16 protein-coding genes and 1 pseudogene are annotated in these 17320 nt (G+C 70.7%); 3 read left to right on the top strand and 14 right to left on the bottom strand.

The genetic code is table 11. The features are described from left to right. Window positions 1-25 precede the first annotated feature (25 nt). From AMYBE_RS46015 to AMYBE_RS0104720, 4 genes and pseudogenes are all read right to left on the bottom strand, one after another. Window positions 26-256 (bottom strand): Vms1/Ankzf1 family peptidyl-tRNA hydrolase, encoded by a 231-nt coding sequence (locus AMYBE_RS46015; protein ID WP_281172135.1) that lies wholly within the window; start codon window positions 254-256, stop codon window positions 26-28. A gap of 68 nt (window positions 257-324) precedes the next feature. Further along, window positions 325-408: pseudogene (locus tag AMYBE_RS46585) on the bottom strand (hypothetical protein); the annotation flags it as partial. Window positions 409-751: 343 nt separating this feature from the next. Next, window positions 752-1249 carry a GNAT family N-acetyltransferase gene (locus tag AMYBE_RS0104725; RefSeq protein ID WP_020658191.1) on the bottom strand — a complete coding sequence of 166 codons (498 nt, stop codon included), beginning with the start codon at window positions 1247-1249 and terminating at the stop codon, window positions 752-754. Between the two features lie 42 nt (window positions 1250-1291). Next, window positions 1292-2854 carry a deoxyguanosinetriphosphate triphosphohydrolase family protein gene (locus AMYBE_RS0104720; protein WP_020658190.1) on the bottom strand — a complete coding sequence of 521 codons (1563 nt, stop codon included), beginning with the start codon at window positions 2852-2854 and terminating at the stop codon, window positions 1292-1294. A gap of 38 nt (window positions 2855-2892) precedes the next feature. On the opposite strand from AMYBE_RS0104720, the gene AMYBE_RS0104715 reads away from it, so the two are divergent. Continuing rightward, window positions 2893-3996 (top strand): lycopene cyclase family protein, encoded by a 1104-nt coding sequence (locus AMYBE_RS0104715; protein ID WP_020658189.1) that lies wholly within the window; start codon window positions 2893-2895, stop codon window positions 3994-3996. A 141-nt stretch (window positions 3997-4137) separates the two neighbouring features. After that, window positions 4138-5817, top strand: a complete 1680-nt coding sequence (locus tag AMYBE_RS0104710) for a GGDEF domain-containing protein (RefSeq protein ID WP_020658188.1) — start codon at window positions 4138-4140, stop codon at window positions 5815-5817. Here AMYBE_RS0104710 and AMYBE_RS0104705 read toward each other — a convergent pair. The 3 genes from AMYBE_RS0104705 to AMYBE_RS0104695 all read right to left on the bottom strand — a co-directional run bounded on the left by AMYBE_RS0104705 (window position 5801) and on the right by AMYBE_RS0104695 (window position 8347). Then, on the bottom strand, window positions 5801-6451 hold the full coding sequence (locus AMYBE_RS0104705) for a response regulator (RefSeq protein WP_027927376.1): 651 nt from the start codon (window positions 6449-6451) through the stop codon (window positions 5801-5803). The two genes, AMYBE_RS0104710 and AMYBE_RS0104705, sit on opposite strands and share 17 nt — an antisense overlap. Beyond that, the gene (locus AMYBE_RS0104700) at window positions 6448-7647 is read right to left on the bottom strand and encodes a sensor histidine kinase (RefSeq protein WP_020658186.1); all 1200 of its coding nucleotides are present in this window, start codon (window positions 7645-7647) and stop codon (window positions 6448-6450) included. The genes AMYBE_RS0104705 and AMYBE_RS0104700 overlap by 4 nt, the downstream gene beginning before the upstream one ends. 163 nt (window positions 7648-7810) lie before the next feature. Then, entirely contained in the window at window positions 7811-8347 is a 537-nt protein-coding gene (locus AMYBE_RS0104695; RefSeq protein WP_020658185.1) for a snapalysin family zinc-dependent metalloprotease, read from the bottom strand. A 346-nt stretch (window positions 8348-8693) separates the two neighbouring features. On the opposite strand from AMYBE_RS0104695, the gene AMYBE_RS0104690 reads away from it, so the two are divergent. Then, on the top strand, window positions 8694-10634 hold the full coding sequence (locus AMYBE_RS0104690) for an ABC1 kinase family protein (protein WP_027927375.1): 1941 nt from the start codon (window positions 8694-8696) through the stop codon (window positions 10632-10634). A 278-nt stretch (window positions 10635-10912) separates the two neighbouring features. Here the strand turns inward: AMYBE_RS0104690 and AMYBE_RS0104680 are convergent, their stop codons facing one another. From AMYBE_RS0104680 to sufD, 7 genes are all read right to left on the bottom strand, one after another. Further along, window positions 10913-12313, bottom strand: a complete 1401-nt coding sequence (locus AMYBE_RS0104680; protein ID WP_020658183.1) for an amino acid permease — start codon at window positions 12311-12313, stop codon at window positions 10913-10915. A 301-nt stretch (window positions 12314-12614) separates the two neighbouring features. Next, a complete protein-coding gene (locus AMYBE_RS0104675) occupies window positions 12615-13037 on the bottom strand; it encodes a hypothetical protein (RefSeq protein WP_020658182.1) in 423 nt (140 codons plus the stop codon). Between the two features lie 117 nt (window positions 13038-13154). After that, window positions 13155-13550 (bottom strand): metal-sulfur cluster assembly factor, encoded by a 396-nt coding sequence (locus tag AMYBE_RS0104670; protein WP_020658181.1) that lies wholly within the window; start codon window positions 13548-13550, stop codon window positions 13155-13157. Further along, complete coding sequence (gene sufU / locus AMYBE_RS0104665) at window positions 13547-13996, bottom strand: Fe-S cluster assembly sulfur transfer protein SufU (protein ID WP_020658180.1); 450 nt, start codon at window positions 13994-13996, stop codon at window positions 13547-13549. The genes AMYBE_RS0104670 and sufU overlap by 4 nt, the downstream gene beginning before the upstream one ends. Beyond that, on the bottom strand, window positions 13993-15294 hold the full coding sequence (locus AMYBE_RS0104660; RefSeq protein WP_020658179.1) for a cysteine desulfurase: 1302 nt from the start codon (window positions 15292-15294) through the stop codon (window positions 13993-13995). Before AMYBE_RS0104660 ends, sufU begins: the two co-directional genes overlap by 4 nt. A 48-nt stretch (window positions 15295-15342) precedes the next feature. Next, window positions 15343-16113: a Fe-S cluster assembly ATPase SufC gene (gene sufC, locus AMYBE_RS0104655; RefSeq protein ID WP_020658178.1), complete on the bottom strand. Its 771-nt coding sequence runs from the start codon at window positions 16111-16113 to the stop codon at window positions 15343-15345. A gap of 32 nt (window positions 16114-16145) precedes the next feature. After that, entirely contained in the window at window positions 16146-17318 is a 1173-nt protein-coding gene (gene sufD / locus AMYBE_RS0104650; RefSeq protein WP_020658177.1) for a Fe-S cluster assembly protein SufD, read from the bottom strand. Window positions 17319-17320: the final 2 nt, after the last annotated feature.

Genomic DNA, 17320 nt, shown 5'->3' with positions numbered 1-17320 from the left:
GTGTCGGGATTCACTCACGACCAGCTCAACGCCCGCTGGCCGGCTCCCGGACCACGACTTCCACCGCTCGCGCCCGCCGCGCCGCTTCGGCCAGCACCTCGTGCCGCGGCTCGCGGATCTCCAGCAGGCGCGGCTCCGCCCGGTCGAACAGCTTCGCCAGCCGCCGGCCGGCGCGGAGTTCGTCCAGTGCCCGGCGGTCGCCGCCGAGCACCACACACCGTCCACTTCGGACAATCGAGGCAGCAGGACTTCGCACCCGTCGTCGGCGGCCGAGTGCAGCGCGGCCCTGGCCTGCCCGGCGCGACGGCGGGCGAAGCGCTGCTGCGACCAGCCGCCCGCGGCGGTGCGCCGGACCAGCAGCAGGGCGATCGTCCTGGGCCGAAGCGCGTGCTCGATCAGCGGTTCCACGGCCAGGCCCGGGTACTCACCGGGTTCCGGGAGCGGCCCAAACCGCACGGTCGCGGTGGCCGTGACGCCGTTTCCCGCTGTCACTCGGACTTCAGTGCCAGTGCGGACGGTGGCCTGCACCCCGTCGTTGCGGTCGGCGAAGCGGGCGAACCAGCCTTCGAGCCGTTCCGGCGGTATCTCGACCGGCCGCCCCTCCTGCTGTCCAGTTTGGACTCGACGTTGGCCTCATTCGCTCGATCACCGGCAATGCCGTCGCTGGCCGAGTTTCTCTGCCCCAGGCGTTACCCGGCCAGCCAGTGACGAGAACGGCAGGCTCCGGGATCATCCCGGGCGACCGGCCGGCTCACAGTTCCAGCCACATGATCCGCAGCCCCACCCGCCCCGCCACCGGATGCCGGAACGCTCCCGGCGCCACCCCGAGCGTCACGAACCCCAGACTCTCGTACAGCCGGATCGCGGTGCCGTTCGTCTCCGCTACCGCGTTGAACTGGATCGCCGCGAAGCCAGCCCGCCGCGCCCACGCGATCAGATCGGAAACCAGCGCCCGCCCCACCCCGGCGCCTCGCGCCGTCCGGGCCACCATCAGGCTCCCCGACGCGACATGGTTCCCCGGACCCGGCCGGTTGGCATACATGTTCGCCGTGCCGAGCACCTCGTCCCCGCGGACCGCGACGACGGTCCGGCCCGGAGCGGGCACCAGCCAGGACCGCTCGGCCTCGGCCGAGGTCATCTCCGGGTCGTAGGCAAACGTTTGCTGTTCGGTGATGACATCGTGGACGATCGGCCAGATCCGCGGCCAGTCCTCTTCTCCGGCTTCCCGGACCGTCAGTTCCAGTGACATCCGGCTACCGTGCGGCCCGGCCCCTGGCCAGGCAACCGAATATCACAACACGAACGAATCCGACCACGGCTGGCTGGACCGCCCCGACAACGCGTCCAGCAGCGAGACCGCCTGCTTGTCGGTCAGCGAAGCCACGAAGTCCACCACCGCCCGGCCCCTGGCCAGGCCGCGCACCGCGTCCTTGCCCTCGACTCGCTCGCCAGTCGCGCCGATCAGCAGCTCCGGCGCGGTCCGAGCCAGCGCCGCGTATTCGGAATGCGCCAGCTCCACCAGGTCGTGCAGACGCCTCGGCAGACGGGAAGCTTCGTCGCGGTCGAGCAGCCACGCGTCCAGCGCGTCGACCAACGTCGTCACCAGGCTGGCCTGCCCCCGCTGGTGCAGCGCGAGATCCGGCCGCAGCAGCACGAAGCGGCGGTGGACGAATTTCAGGACTTGCACCTCATGCCACTGCGCGGGCCGCAGCGAAACATGCCCGGACCGGGTCGACGGGGACGGCAGCACGAACACGCCGTCCACCAGGCGTGCGGTCCAGTTCGCGGAGAACGCCGCGGTCGCCTGTTCGGCTTCGGTCGAGCCGTCGAAACCGTCCGCGAGCAGGCCCTCGACCAGTTCGCGCCGCACTCGCGCCACCGCCGCGGCGAACGCGTCGTCGTCGACGATCCAGGCGTCTTTCGCGTGCATGCGCCGCCGCATCCGTTCCAGCGAACGACCTGGTCGGCGGATCTCCGCCGAGAGCTGGGCGTCGTCCAGGCCCGCCAGGTCGACCGCGTGCGCCAGCCACTCCCCCAGCTCGGCCGCGACCGGCGCATGCTGCAGGACGCCGATCCGGTGGAAGTCCTGCAGATCGTGGATCGCGTACGCGATGTCGTCGGCAGTGTCCATGACGGACGCTTCCAGGGTCTGCTGCCACGGCTCGATCAGCTCGGCGAACGGCGCACGGGACTGCTCGAAGTCGTCCAACTCCGTGACATAGGCACAAAACTTGCTCGCCCCGGTCCCCGGAGCTTCGCCCGGCTCCGCCGCGCCGCGCGGCGGGTTCGGCATCGACGTGGGGTGCGGCTCCGGATAGTGCAGGCGCGCCCACGGGTACTTCAGCACCGCGGCGCGGACTGCCGTGGTCAGGTCCAGCCCGATCGACGACGGGCCGCGCACGTCCGTCGTGGTGAGGATCCGGAACGTCTGCGCGTTGCCCTCGAAACCGTCCGCCAGGCCGAACCGGTGCCGGGCGATCCGGTCCAGGGTCTGTTCGCCCAGATGCCCGAACGGCGGATGACCGAGGTCGTGCGCCAGCGCCGCCGCCTCGCAGGCGTCCGGGTCGCAGCCGCCGAGTTTCGCGGCCAGTTCGGCGGATTCGCTCGCCCCGGTGATCCGTTCGGCGATCCCGCGCGCGACCTGCGCGACCTTGAGGCTGTGCGTCAGCCGGTTGTGCAGCAGCCCGGCCCCGCCGGCGCTGACCACCTGGGTGACCCCGCCGAGCCGCGCGAAGAACGGCGACGCGATGATCCGGTCGCGGTCGATGCGAAACGGGCTGGCCGCGAGGTCGGTGAATCCGCCGACGATGCTCGCCGGGTCCCGGCGCGCCGCCCTCGGATCGGTGTCGTCCATGCGTCACACGGTATCCGTCCGTACGGCAGGATCGCGGCATGACCGACGTGCTGGTGGCGGGTGGCGGCCCGGCCGGGCGCGCGCTCGCGGGCGCGTGCGCGCGACGAGGACTGTCCGTGACCGTCGTCGACCCGGATCCGCACCGTAAGTGGCAGAACACGTACGGATTGTGGGCAGACGAGGTACCGCACCTGCCGGAACGGGCGATCGCGGCGGCCCCGGCGGCGACCAAAGCTTTCGGCGCCCGCGAGCATCGCCTCGACCGGGGCTACTGGGTGCTGGACAACACCGGGCTGCGCGAATGGCTCGCCGAACCGCAGGTCCAGGTCGTTTCCGGGAAGGTGGCCAGCGCCGAACACGGGCCACGCGGGTCCACTGCCGTCCTCGCCGACGGTCGCCGGCTGGCCGCGGCGGTGTACGTCAACGCCTCCGGCGCGCCGCGAGGACGGACCGAGCAAACCGCATACGGCCTCGTGCTGCCCGCCGAGCAGGCGGAACGGCTCGAACCGGGTGCGGCCGGCACCGCGGTGTTCATGGACTGGCGCGACGGAACGCAGAGCTTTCGCTACCTCCTCCCGCTCGGCGACGGCACCGTCCTGGTCGAGGAGACCTCGCTCGCGCACCGGCCCGGCGTCCCGATCGCGGAACTCGCCCAGCGGCTGCACGCCCGGCTCGCGGCGGCCGGGATCCGCGCCGCGGGCCGGGTCGAGCGGGTCCGGATCACGCTCGACGTGCCGTTGCCAGTACGCGGCCAGGCGGTGCCGTTCGGGGCAGCGGGCGGGCTCGTGCACCCGGCCACCGGCTACAGCCTCGCCACCGCGCTGCAGCTCGCGCCGCCCGTCGCGGCCGCGCTCGCCGGTGCGTTCGACGCGGGCCCGCAAGCCGCCGCACGAGCCGCCCGGAAGGCATTGTGGCCGCCCGAAGCGCGTGCCGTGCACGCCTTGCGCCGACACGGACTGCGCGCATTGTGTGGAATGTCACCTGCCCAGTCGGCACAATTCTTCGACTTGTTCTTCGCGCTCCCAGTGCCCGCGCAACGTGCCTACACCTCGGGCCGGGCGGACCTGGCCGGCACCGCGTCCGCCATGGCAAACCTGTTCCGCGCCGCGCCCTCCGGGATCCGCCGGAAGCTGCTCGGCTGATTGCCGCCGGGAATTTTCCCGCTCCCGATCGGGTCAATCGGAAACGGCCCGCTGCTCCGATCCGGTGGCAAAGGTTCCGCGCTGGTGAACATCAGCTGACAACGGTTTCCCCGGCCCGGTTCCGATGCGACCATCGACGCCGTGACGACGCTGCGTGCGGTCCGATTCGCCTTCCAGCCGATGTATAGCCTGCACACCGGCGGAGTCGTCGCGTACGAAGCACTGGCCCGGCCGGGCCGGGGCACCGCGCACGAACTCCTCGCCGAAGCCCGCCGAGCCGGCCGGCTCACCGAAGTAGACCTGGGGCTCGCCGCCGCCGCGGTGCGCCAGGAGGCAGAGCGGCCCAGCGCGCTCCCGCTGCACCTCAACCTTTCCGCCCGCACGCTCGCCTCGCCGCTGGAGGCGTTCGACGAACTGCTCGCCGAGCTCAGCGCGGCCGGGCGGCGCACCCGCGACGTGGTGCTCGAGGTCGGGCCTCCGTTCACGCACCTGCCCACCGAGCGGCTGATGGCCGGCATGCGCGCGCTGAACGAGCTGGGCTTCCGGCTCGCGCTCGACGGCCTCGGCCGCGGCGACCTGCCGCTCGCCCTGCTCGCCCAGTCCCCCGTGGACCTGGTGAAGCTGGACCGCAGCGTGCTGCGCGGGCTGCCGGACGACGCAGCCTCGGTCGCGGTCGTCGAGGCGCTGCTGCACTACACGTCGCGCACGAACATCCGGCTGGTCGCCACCGGCATCGAGACCGGGCCGCAGCTCGACGCGGCGCAAAGCCTCGGCGTCCGGATCGCGCAGGGCAACCTGCTCGCGCCGCCCGCCGCGCACCGGTCCGCGCCCGCCGCCGGGGCGGTCGTCCCGGACGACCGGCGCACCCCGGCGCCGCCGCAGGCCCCGCGCGTCGGCGACTTCCTGCGTCCGGCCACCACCCTCCCGGTGGACGCGACCTGTGACGACGTGCGCGAGGTGCTCGCCGCGGCGGACGCGCCGAGCGGCGTGGTCGGCGTGGACGCGGCCAACCGTCCACAGTGGTCGGTCGACCGCACGCGGTTCCTCGTGACCATCACCGGCCCGTACGGGCATGCCCTGCACGCCAAGCGTTCCGCCGCGCGGCTGGCGGACAAGCCGCACCTGATCGAGGCCGGCGCGAGCGCGCTGGAGTTCCTGGAACTGGTCACCGACGCCGACTGGGGCCGCACCGGCGACGACGTGGTGGTCGTCGACGCTTCCGGACGCTGCCTCGGCGTCGTGCTGGTGACCGAGGTGGTGCGCGGCGTCGCGGAGGCGAAGGTCGAGGAAGCGGTCACGCTCAGTCCGCTGACCCGGCTGCCGGGCAGCGAGGCGGTGGCCCGCGACGTCGAACGCCGGATCGCCACCGGCGAGCAGTTCGTGGCGGCCTGGCTGGACGTCGACGCGTTCAAGTCGGTCAACGACAACGCCGGGTTCGCCGCGGGCGACGACCTGATCCGCGAGCTCGGCGAAACCCTCACCGATCTCGCGCGCAAGCTGGCGCGGATGCGGGTCAGCCACGTCGGCGGCGACGATTTCCTGATCGTCTGCGACGTGGACGAGATCGGCACCGTCGCCGCGGCCCTGCTCGACACGCACTGGTCCGCCGAAGGCATGCCGGTCACCGTTTCCCTGGCGACACTGGTGTGCGGCAGCGGCGCCGTTCCGTCCTATCGGGACGCTTCCCGGCTGCTCGCGCCGCTGAAGAAGCGGGCCAAGGCGGTGCCCGGGTCCAGCTGGGTGCTCAGCCGTCCGGGCAGCGACCGGGTCGAGGTGCTCCGCGGCATCGGCCGCGACGTCGCGATCAGCCGGTCGGCTTGACGAAGCCCGATTCGTACGCCCGGATCACCGCCTGCGTCCGATCCCGGGCACCGAGCTTTGACAGCACATTCCCCACATGCGTTTTTACCGTCTGCAGCCCCAGATACAGCTCCGCGGCAATCTCCCCATTGGACAGTCCGGCCGCCATCAGCCGCAGCACGTCGCGCTCGCGCTCGGTCAGGAAATCCAGCGGTGCCACCACATCCGGCACCGGTGCGCGCCGCTGCGCCATCCCCCGGATCGCCGCCGGGAACAGCAGCGAGTCCCCGGCCAGCACGGTGCGGATCCCGGCGACGATCTCCTCCGGCCGCGCCCGCTTCAGCAGGAATCCGCTCGCCCCGGCCCGCAAGGCGTCGTACACGTAGTCGTCGTTCTCGAAGGTGGTCACCACGATCACCTTCGGCGGCTCGTCCATCGTGGACAACAGGTGCTCGGTGGCGCGGATCCCGTCCACCGCGGGCATCCGCACGTCCATCAGCACCACGTCCGGCGCCAGCGTCGAGACCAGGCCGGGCACCTCGGCGCCGTCCGCGGCCTCACCGACCACGGTCAGGTCCGGTTCGCTGTCCACGATCGCGCGCAGCCCGGCCCGGATCAGCCTTTCGTCGTCCACCAGCAGGACCCGCACGCTCACCGGTTCCCCCACGGCACCGTCACCACGACCTCCCAGTTTTCGCCGACCGGCCCGGCGGACAGCTTGCCACCCACCAGTTCCGCCCGTTCCGCCATGCCCCGTAAGCCGCGTCCGCCGCGCACGCGGGACGGCTGTGCCGAGCCGAGCGGGTTCACGACCGACGCGTGCAGCCGCGAACCGGCCACTTCCAGCGAAACGGTCACCGGCACCCGTCCGGCGTACCGGACCGCGTTCGTCAGGCATTCCTGCAGGATCCGGTAAATCTCGCGCGACACCACTGCGGGCACCGCAGCGAGGTCGCCCCGCATCTCGGCCCGGCAATCGGCACCAGCCTGCTTGGTCGCGGTGATCAGCGCGGGCAGGTCCGCGAGCCCGGACTGCGGCGTTCGGCCGGACGCTTCTTCGCGCAGCAGGCCGAGCACGTGGTCGAGGTCTTCCAGCGCGGTGCGCGCGGACTCTTCGATCGCGGTGAGCGCCTCCTCGGTGAACCCGGGATCAGTGTGCAGCGTCCGCCGGGCGGCCCCGGCTTGCAGCGTGACGACGGAAAGCGCGTGTCCGACGGAATCGTGCAGTTCGCGGGCCAGCCGGGTGCGTTCGGCCAGCTGCTCGGTGCGCCGTTCGAGCTGCGCGATGCGTTCGGCCGCGGACAGCCCGAGCAACCGGGCCGCCGTGCGGCGCAGCACCCCGCCGAGGCCCCAGACGACGTAGACCAGCCCGATGAAGGCGGCCAGGAACGAAGCGGGCAACCACGCCGACTCCCAGCCGCGCGGCACGGACAAGCGAAACTGCGGACTGTCGATAAACCGACCGGTGAAGACCGCGTTGAGGGCGAACCCGAAACCGGCTGGCAGCAGCAGCGTCACGGTGCCGATCACCGCTCCGGTCACGACGTGCAGCGAGAACATCCCGGCGCACCGCAAGCGGCCGCGTCCTGGTGCCGGTTGGCCGAGCAGTTCGCGCACCGCGGCGGCTTCGAGTACCCGGACCGCGGGCAGGAACGCGGTCGCCGCGAGTACCGCGACAGTCGCTATCAAGCCGATCAGGCCCGCCCCCGACACGGTCGTGGAATAGGGCACCACCGACGGGACCGCGACCATCGCGAACAGCAGGTACGGGACGCTCAACGCCGCGCCGAGGATGAAGTACACCCATCGGCGATAGGTGTACCCGCTGATCAGCGGCCGGAGGATGCGCACCGGACAATCTTGGCAGGCCGGGCGGGCGCGACGCCTCCCGCCGGAGGGGGAGCCGGTTTTCTGACACTCTGGTGGGGAGGGAACCGGCACGCGGGCGGCCCTGGCGGCCGCGGGGCGGGCCGCGGCCGCCAGGGCAGACACCCTGCGCGGTGCCTGTCGGTCCTCAGTAGACAGTCACGGTGACCCGGGTGCCGTGCGGCCGGAAGCCGTTGGCCCACAACTGCTGCACCTTCGCCGCCTCCTGGGCGTCCGGCTTGGCGTTCGTGCACGAGGTGCCCGGGCCGTGGCCGGACATCAGTTCGGTGCACGGACCGGAGTAGTGGTCCGGCAGGCCGAGGTTGTGGCCGAGTTCGTGCGCCGCGATCCGGGTCGGGTCGTAGCCCTCGGCGACCTGGCTCGTGTCGAGGTAGACGTCGCCGTTGCCATGGCCGTCGGTCTGCGTGTACGAGCCGCCGCTGTGCACCTCGTGAATGGTCACGGTGGCGCGGCCCTCGTCCTTGACCAGCTTCACGTCGGTGACCGCCGCGTTCCAGTTCGCCGCGCCCTGGTCGATCTGCGAGACGTAATCGGGCGCACCAGCCGAGCTGTAGTACACCGTGGTCGTCGCGGCCGGCGCGGCGAGCGCAGCCGGCGCGGCAGCCAGCGGTGCGGCGACGGCCATCGCCAGCGCCGCGATCCGCGCGAACCCTCGTGCATGCATCGTGTCCTCCGTAGGTCAGGAAAGCAAGCAACCCTTTGTACGGTCGACGACGTTAGAAGTTCACTCCAGGCGTAGCCACGTCCGAAAGTAGGACCCCCGGCGCGGTCCGGGCCGGATTCGCGTGAAACCGGGCGTTTGCCCCGGTCGTGCTTCGATCGTCGCCGTCGCCCCTCGGCCGTCAAGGGGCCCTTGAGGGACTTGGATTCCGGCAGGGGCCCTTCACGGCCCTCGATCCGGCGAGGGCAACCTTTCCGGCACCGCCCAGACGTGACCTCCCTCCGGAGAGGGAGGTCGATCCCGCCGCGGTTGGATCCCCCGGAACCGCCGAACTGGTGTGCTGCGAGGCATGCAAACGCTAGTGCTCGGCCTGGTGGCCTACGTCGTTGTGCTGTGGCCGCTGGTCGCCGCGGCCCGGAAGGTGCTCGGGGTGCGGGTGGGGATCGTCCGGGCGCTCGGTGCCGCGCTCGTCGGCTGGGTGGTCGCCGGGACGATCATCCGGGCGTTCCCGGCGCTCGTGCTCGCCCGGCCCGGGGTCGCGATCGGACTCCTGATCCCGCTGGCCGGTTCCGCGCTCGCGGTGACGCTGCTGGTCCTGTTCGTCGCGGAACTCGCCGTCCCGTCCGGTGGACCTGGCTTGTTCGCCCGGCTGAGCGCGCTGCGGTCCCGGATCGCGCGCGGCCGGCGGTACTCGCGGATCATGCGCATCGCGATCCGGCACGGGCTCGGGTCGTTCCTCACTGGACGGCGCACCGCCGGGCCGGACGGGTCGGCGAAGCTCGCGCGCTCGCTGCGGCTCGCGCTGGAAGAGGCCGGCGTGACGTTCGTGAAGCTCGGGCAGCTGCTTTCCACCCGCGCCGATCTCCTGCCGCCGGTCTACCTGCGCGAGCTCAGCAAGTTGCATGACCAGGTGCCGCCCGCGCCCGAGGACCAGGTGCGCGCACTGCTGCGCGAGGAGATCGACGTGGACACCGCTTTCGCGCACATCGACGGCAAACCCCTTGCCGCGGCGTCGATCGCACAGGTTTACGGCGCGCGGCTGCGGTCCGGCGAAGCGGTCGTGGTGAAGGTGCAGCGACCGGGCATCCGGGAGCAGGTCGAACGCGACATCGACATCGTCCGCCGGCTCGCCTCGGTGCTGTCGGCCCGGACCGGCTGGGCGCGGTCGCTCGGCGTCGAGGAACTCGCCGAGGGTTTCGCCGAGTCGCTGCACGACGAACTCGACTTCCGCACCGAGGCCGGGAACATCGCCGCCATCGCCGCGCGGCCGCTCGACGGCGTCACCCTGCCCACTGTCCACAAAGCACTGTCCACCGAGCGGGTCCTGGTGATGCGCCGGCTCGACGGCAAACCGCTTTCCGCCGCCAGTGCCCCGGCCGGCGCAGGAGAGAAGCTCGCCCGCACCTTCCTGCGCGGCCTGCTGGATCAGGTGCTGCTCGCCGGGGTCTTCCACGCCGACCCTCATCCGGGCAATGTGCTGCTGCTCGAAGACGGCACGCTCGGCCTGCTCGATTTCGGCTCCGTCGGACGGCTCGATTCCAGCCTGCGCGCCGGACTGCAAGCCTTGCTGCCCGCCGTCGACCGCGGCGATCCGGCCGGGGTGCGCGACGGACTGCTGGAGATCGTCGACCGGCCGGACGAACTCGACGAGCAACGCCTGGAACGCGCGCTCGGCATCCTGCTCGCCCGCCATTTCGGACCGGGCCGCTCCCCCGGGCTCGACGTGTTCACCGGCCTGTTCCGGGTCGTCGCCGAGCACCGGCTGAGCGTGCCGGCGCCGATCGCCGCGGTGTTCCGCGCGCTGGCCACCATGGAAGGCACCCTCGCGACGCTGGCGCCGGACTTCGACCTCGTCGCCGAATCGCGCGCGTTCGCCACCGAACGCGTCGGCCTCAGTCCGGCCGCCCTGCACCACACCGTCGCCGACGAGCTCACCGCGCTGCTGCCGGTCTTGCGCCGGCTGCCCCGCCGTGTCGACCGGATCGGCGCGGCACTGGAGGAAGGCCGGCTGTCGGTCAACCTGCGGCTGTTCTCCGACGAACGCGACCGCGACCTGGTGACCGGCCTTATGCACGAGGTATTGCTCGCGCTGGTCGGCATCGCGACCGGGCTGATGGCCGTGCTGCTGCTCGCCAGCACCAGCGGGCCGCAGCTGATTCCTGGGCTGACGCTGAACCAAGTGTTCGGCTACAACCTGCTGATGATCAGTGCGCTGGCGGGACTGCGACTGCTTTTCGTCGTCTTCCGGCGCTCCGGACGACCGTCGCGATCAGCCCGGCGAACCCGATGACGAACACTCCGGCGGCGTTGATCAGCCCGGGCAGACGGCGTCGGTGAACGCGATGATCACCGGAACAGCGGCATTCCTGCGGTTCTTGCCGATTCGAGCACTGTTGCCATCGATGGAGCGACCGGCCCCGCATCCGACGCGATCCGCGGACCTGCCGAACTGCCGGTGCTCAGTCTGCCCCAAGGCTCCGTATAGGGCGTTATACGATGCTCATGCCCGCCGGGTGCCGGAGCCTTGCGGACTCGTCGGGACGGGCTGTGTGCCCGCAACCTTCCCGACTACGGTCGCCCCTCGGCGCTGGGCTCGCGACGGCGAGCGCGCTGCCACCACGCCCCCGCTGCCACCAGCACCAGGACCAACACGCCCGAACTCACCAGCTGAATCCGCGTGCCGGAGCCAGCGGCCATCACGACCAGAATCGCCACCATCGCCGCCAGCGTCGCCCAGGTCAGATACGGGAAGCCCCACATCCGCACGGTCAGGCTGTCCGGCGCGGTGCGCTCCAGCTGCCGCCGCACGCGCAACTGGGTGCACGCCACCAGAATCCACACGATGAGCAGCACCGAGCCGACCGCGTTGAGCAGGTACAGGAAAACCGTGTCCGGCCAGAGCGCGTTGAGCGCGACCGCGACGAAACCGAACAGCACCGACGCCGCGACGGCTAGATACGGCACGCCATTGCGGTCCAGCTTCGTCAGCGCGCCCGGCGCGTGGCCCCGTTGCGCCAGCGAGAAGACCATGCGCGCCGCGCCGTACATGTTGGTGTTCAACGTGGAGAGCAAGGCGAACAGCACGATGACGTTCATGATCTGCTCGGTCGCCGGGATCCCAATATGCGCCAGCACCGCGGCGAACGGGCTTTCCCCGGCCTGGATGCTCGTCCACGGCAGCAGCGCGACGACAACGAGCATCGAACCCACGTAGAAAACCGAAATCCGCACGACCGCCGCGCGCACTGCCTTGCCGACGGCACGCGCTGGGTCGTCGGATTCCGCGGCCGCGATGGTCAGCACTTCCAGGCCGCCGAAGGTGAACACCACGGCGAGCAGCCCGGCGCCCACGCCTTGCCAGCCGTGGGGCAGCAAGCCGCCGTTGCCGAGGAGATTCGCCGTGCCGGCAAAGGAAGTCCCCGGCAACAGGCCGAAGAACGCGAGCACGCCGAGAACCAGGAACCCGATGATGGCCACGACCTTGACCAAAGCCAGCCAGAACTCGAACTCGCCGAACCGGGACACCGCCGCGAAGTTGATCGCGGTCAGCACGGCCATGAAGACGAGAACCAGCACCCACTGCCGCACGCCGGGCAGCCAGCTGTTGACGATGATGGCGGCGGCGGTGGCTTCGACGGCGAGCACCACCACGAGCGCGGACCAATACAGCCAGCCGATCGCGAAACCGGCCCACGCCCCGAATGCGCGCTCGGCGTGCACGGAAAACGAACCGCTGGAGGGAATGGCGGCGGCCATTTCCGCCATCATGCGCATCACGAGCATCGCCAGGGCGCCCGCGAGCAGGAACGACAGCACGATGCCAGGCCCGGCGAGCCTGATCCCGACGCTGGAACTGACGAACAGCCCCGACCCGATCACCCCGCCCATCGCGAGCATGGCGAGGTGCCGCTGACGCAACCCGGCGGCCAGCCCCTCGGCAGCCGGCTCGGCGGCGACTTCTGAACTCATGGTGCAATCCCTAGCAGACGCCGCCCGAACCAGAGATCCGGGATCCATCCCCGCCGAAGGAGTCAAAACCGAAGCGTGCCAACGACTCTGCCGGGATCTCGAGCAAGCGGCGGTAAGCCAGCGAGGGGATGGCCGGGAACCGGGTGAGGTAAGCGACAGCTCGCGCTTAGGACAGGCGCGCACGCGAGCCCAGACGGAGTTCGCGCCAACCCGAGAGCCGGACCAGGTGGCTGAAGCCGCGAACGGCACCGCCGGAAACGACCCGCCGAGCATTGGGCCGAAGGCCTGCTCCCGACGCTCGTTACCGGCCCAAGTAGTCCGCGTGCCCGGCGAACACCGGCGTGGCGTCCGGCTGAATGGTGAACGCGACCGCGCCGGCCAGTGCCACTACGAACGTCAACGCACCCAGCAACGCACCGATCCGCGCCAAGTCGCCGCCGCGCCCGCCGTACCGCCGCCGGGCGCCCCCGGTCACGCCGAGGACCAGCGCCAGGACGCCGGCCAGCAGCGCCACGAACCACAGCGCCCCGAGCACCAGGACGAACACCTGCGCGACGAGCGGATAGATCTCCCCGCCGATCACCCGGGGCCGGACCAGCAGCCAGGCCATCCAGGTCGACCCGGCCAGTACCAGGCTCACCGCGGCCACCGACACCGACGCGATGCCGAGGCCGCGGCTGGGTCTCTCGTCGACGTCCGCAGATTCGGAAACAGATTCGCTCATGGACCAGTCATAGCACCCAGCCCCGACGAAAACCGGCACTCCGGCCGAACGGATCCACCCGCACCGACGAGAAGAAGCCGCCCCCTGGAACCAGGGAGCGGCTTCCGGCGAAAACTCTCAGACCGTGAACCCGAGCGCGCGCAGCTGCTCGCGGCCGTCGTCGGTGATCTTCTCCGGGCCCCACGGCGGCATCCAGACCCAGTTGATCCGGAAGTCGCTGACCAGGCCGCCGGACGTCAGCGCGGCCGACGTCTGGTCCTCGATCACGTCGGTGAGCGGGCAGGCCGCGGACGTGAGCGTCATGTCCAGCGTCGCGGTGTTGTCGCTCTCCACCCGGATGTCGTAGACCAGGCCGAGGTCCACGACGTTGATGCCCAGCTCCGGGTCGACGACGTCGCGCATCGCTTCTTCGATGTCCTCGATCTTCGCGACGTCCGCGGGCACGGCGGCCTGCTCGGGCAGGTCCGCGGCGGTGCGCCCCTCGCGCGGGTCGGTGGCCGTCTCTTCGCTCATGCCTTCTCAGCTCCTGTGGTGGTGCTGGACACCGCGTCCTTGAACGCCATCCAGCCGAGCAGGGCGCATTTCACGCGCGCCGGGTACTTCGCGACGCCGGCGAACGCGACGCCGTCTTCCAGCACGTCCTCGTCCGGTTCGATCTTGCCCTTGCCCTGCATCAGTTCCACGAACGCGTCCATCGTCGCGAACGCTTCCTCGACGGTGTGCCCGACGACCAGATCGGTCAGCACCGACGCGGACGCCTGGCTGATCGAGCAGCCCTGTCCGTCGTAGGACACGTCGGCGACCTTGCCGTCGTCCACCTTGACGCGCAGGGTGATCTCGTCGCCGCAGGTCGGGTTGACCTGGAACGACTCGGCGTCGAACGGCTCGCGCAGGCCGCGCCCGTGCGGGTTCTTGTAGTGGTCCAGGATGATTTCCTGGTACATGCTCTCGAGATTCATCGTTCCACCCCGAAGAACTTCTGCGCCTCGCGGATGCCGGCCACCAGAGCGTCCACTTCGGACAGCGTGTTGTACAGGTAGAAGCTCGCCCGCACGGTCGCCGGCACCGCACAGGCCCGGTGCAACGGCCACGCGCAGTGGTGCCCGACCCGGACCGCGATGCCCAGGCTGTCGAGCACCTGGCCGGCGTCGTGCGGGTGCACGCCGTCGATCACGAACGCGACGGTGGCGCCGCGGTCTTCCAGGTCGGTCGGCCCGACGATGCGCACGCCCGGGATCGCGCCGATGCCCGCGATCGCGGCCGCGGCCAGCTCGTGCTCGTGCGCGGCGATCCGGTCCATCCCGATCGCGGACAGGTAGTCCACCGCCGCGCCGAGGCCGATCGCCTGCGCCGTCATCGGCACCCCGGCCTCGAACCGCTGCGGCGGCGCGGCGAACGTGGTGCGCTCCATGGTGACCAGCTCGATCATCGAACCGCCGGTGAGGAACGGCGGCATCGAGGCGAGCAGCCCGGTGCGGCCGTACAGCACGCCGATGCCGGACGGGGCCAGCATCTTGTGCCCGGAGAACACCGCGAAGTCGACGTCCATCGCGTGGAAATCGACCGCGAAGTGCGGCACCGACTGACAAGCGTCCAGCACGGTCAGCGCGCCGACCGACTTCGCCTTGGCCACCAGCTTGGCCACCGGGTTCACCGTGCCGAGCACGTTGGACTGGTGCGCGAACGCGACCACCTTCGTGCGCGGCGTGATCACACTGTCCAGATCGGACAGATCAAGCCGGCCCTCGGCGGTGACCTTGAACCACTTCAGGGTCGCGCCGGTGCGCTCGCACAGCTGCTGCCACGGAACCAGGTTCGCGTGGTGCTCCATCTCGGTGATGACGATCTCGTCGCCCGCGCCGATCCGGAAGCGCTCGGCTTCCGGACCGGCGGTGGCGGCGTTGCTCATCGCGTACGCCACGAGGTTGATGCCCTCGGTGGCGTTCTTGGTGAACACCAGCTCTTCCGGGTCCGCACCGACGAACTCGGCGGTCTTCGCCCGCGCGGATTCGTAGGCGTCGGTGGCCTCTTCGGACAGCTGGTGCGCACCGCGGTGCACGGCCGAGTTCGACGTGAGCACGTAGTGCCGCTCCGCGTCGAGGACCTGCAGCGGCCGCTGCGAAGTCGCCCCGGAGTCCAGGTACACCAAGGGTTTCCCGTCGCGCACGGTGCGGGACAGGATCGGGAAGTCGGCACGCAGTGCCGCCACGTCAAGGGGAACAGAGTTGGTCGGGCTGTTCGAAGCCGTGGTGGTCATCGAGCCAACTCCTCTCTCGGTGTCGTCAGGATCGGGGTGGGGAACGACTCAGGCTTTGGCGGGCTCGGCGGAGCCGACGTACTTGACGTAGCCGTTCTCCTCCAGCTCGTCGGCCAGCTCGCGACCGCCGGACTCGACGATGCGCCCGTCCGCGAAGACGTGCACGAAGTCCGGGGTGATGTGCCGCAGGATGCGGGTGTAGTGCGTGATCAGCATGACGCCGACCTCGGCTGCCGCCTTGTACTCGTTGACGCCCTCGGACACCACGCGCAGCGCGTCGACGTCCAGGCCGGAGTCGGTCTCGTCGAGGATGGCGAACTTCGGCTTGAGCAGCGCCAGCTGCAGGATCTCGTGGCGCTTCTTCTCGCCGCCGGAGAAGCCCTCGTTCACCGAGCGCTCGGCGAACTCCTGGGAGATGCCGAGCTTGCCCATCTCCTCCTTGACCTCCTTGACCCAGTGGCGAAGCTTGGGCGCCTCGCCCCGGACCGCGGTGGCCGCGGTGCGCAGGAAGTTCGACATCGAGACGCCGGGGACCTCGACCGGGTACTGCATGGCGAGGAAGAGGCCGGCGCGGGCGCGCTCGTCGACGCTCATCTCGAGCACGTTCTCGCCGTCCAGCAGCACCTCGCCGGAGGTCACCGTGTACTTCGGGTGCCCGGCGATCGCGTAGGACAGGGTGGACTTGCCGGAGCCGTTCGGGCCCATGATCGCGTGCGTCTCGCCGGACCGGATGGTCAGGTTGACGCCCTTGAGGATCTCCTTGGCGCCCTCGTCGGTGGTGACCGAGGCGTGCAGGTCCTTGATTTCCAGGGTAGCCATTCTTCGTTTCCTAAAGTCTGCGGTGGAGGGCGTCAGGCGCCGACGGCTTCGAGTTCGGCCTCGATCGCGGCTTCGAGGCGCTCGCGCACCTCGGGAACGTCGATCTTCACCAGGATCTCGTGGAAGAACCCGCGCACGACCAGTCGACGGGCGGCTTCTTCGGCGATTCCGCGCGACTGCAGGTAGAACAACTGCTCGTCGTCGAACCTTCCCGTCGCGCTCGCATGGCCGGCGCCTTCGATCTCGCCGGTCTCGATTTCCAGGTTCGGCACCGAGTCCGCGCGCGCCCCGGGCGTGAGCACCAGGTTGCGGTTGAACTCGTAGGTGTCGGTGGACTCGGCCGCGGCCCGGATCAGCACGTCGCCGATCCACACCGCGTGCGCGCCCTCGCCCTGCAGCGCACCCTTGTAGCCCACCCGCGACTTGCAGTTGGGCACCGCGTGGTCGACGAAGAGGCGGTGCTCCTGGTGCTGGCCTCCGTCGGCGAAGTAGACGCCGAGCATGTCGACGTCGCCGCCCTTGTCGGCGAAGGTCGCGGTCGGCGAGATGCGGACCAGATCGCCGCCCAGGGTGATCACGGTGTGCCGCAGCGCCGCGTCGCGGCCCAGCTTGAGGTGCTGTTCGGAGACATGCACCGCGTCGTCGGCCCAGTCCTGCACGCTGACCACGGTGACCTTGGCGCCGTCGCCGATGACGAACTCGACGTTGTCGGCGTAGGTGCCGGAGCCGACGTGGTCGAGCACGATCACGGCTTCGGCGAACGCCTCGGCACGGACCTGCAGGTGCCCGTAGGCCACCTGGCCCTCGCCCGGGCCGTGCACGCGCAGCACCGACGGCTTGGACGCCTTCGTCTCCTTGGGCACCGTCACGACGGTGGCCTTGGCGAAGGACGAGTAAGCCTGCGCGGCGATCCGGTCGCTCGGCACGCCGGCCTGGCCGAGCCGCGAGTCGTCGCGGCCGACGGTCTCGATCTTCAGCTCGGGCGCGGCGTCAGCTTCCAGCGTGATCTCGCCGGACGCGACGGCGGTGCCGTCGTGCAGCCCGCGGAGGCGCTTCATCGGCGTGAAGCGCCAGTTCTCCTCACGGCCGCCAGGCACCTCGAACGCCTCGACGTCGTAAGAAGTGAACCGCTCCGCGCGGGAGGCCGCCGGAACGACGGCCCCCTCGCGAAGGGCTTCCGAAACATTGTTCTCTGCCACGGACATGG

This window comes from Amycolatopsis benzoatilytica AK 16/65 (assembly GCF_000383915.1).
GTDB classification, from domain to species: domain Bacteria; phylum Actinomycetota; class Actinomycetes; order Mycobacteriales; family Pseudonocardiaceae; genus Amycolatopsis; species Amycolatopsis benzoatilytica.
The sequence above is the reverse complement of the archived record's forward strand: the minus strand, read 5'-3'. Positions and strand labels throughout refer to the sequence as shown.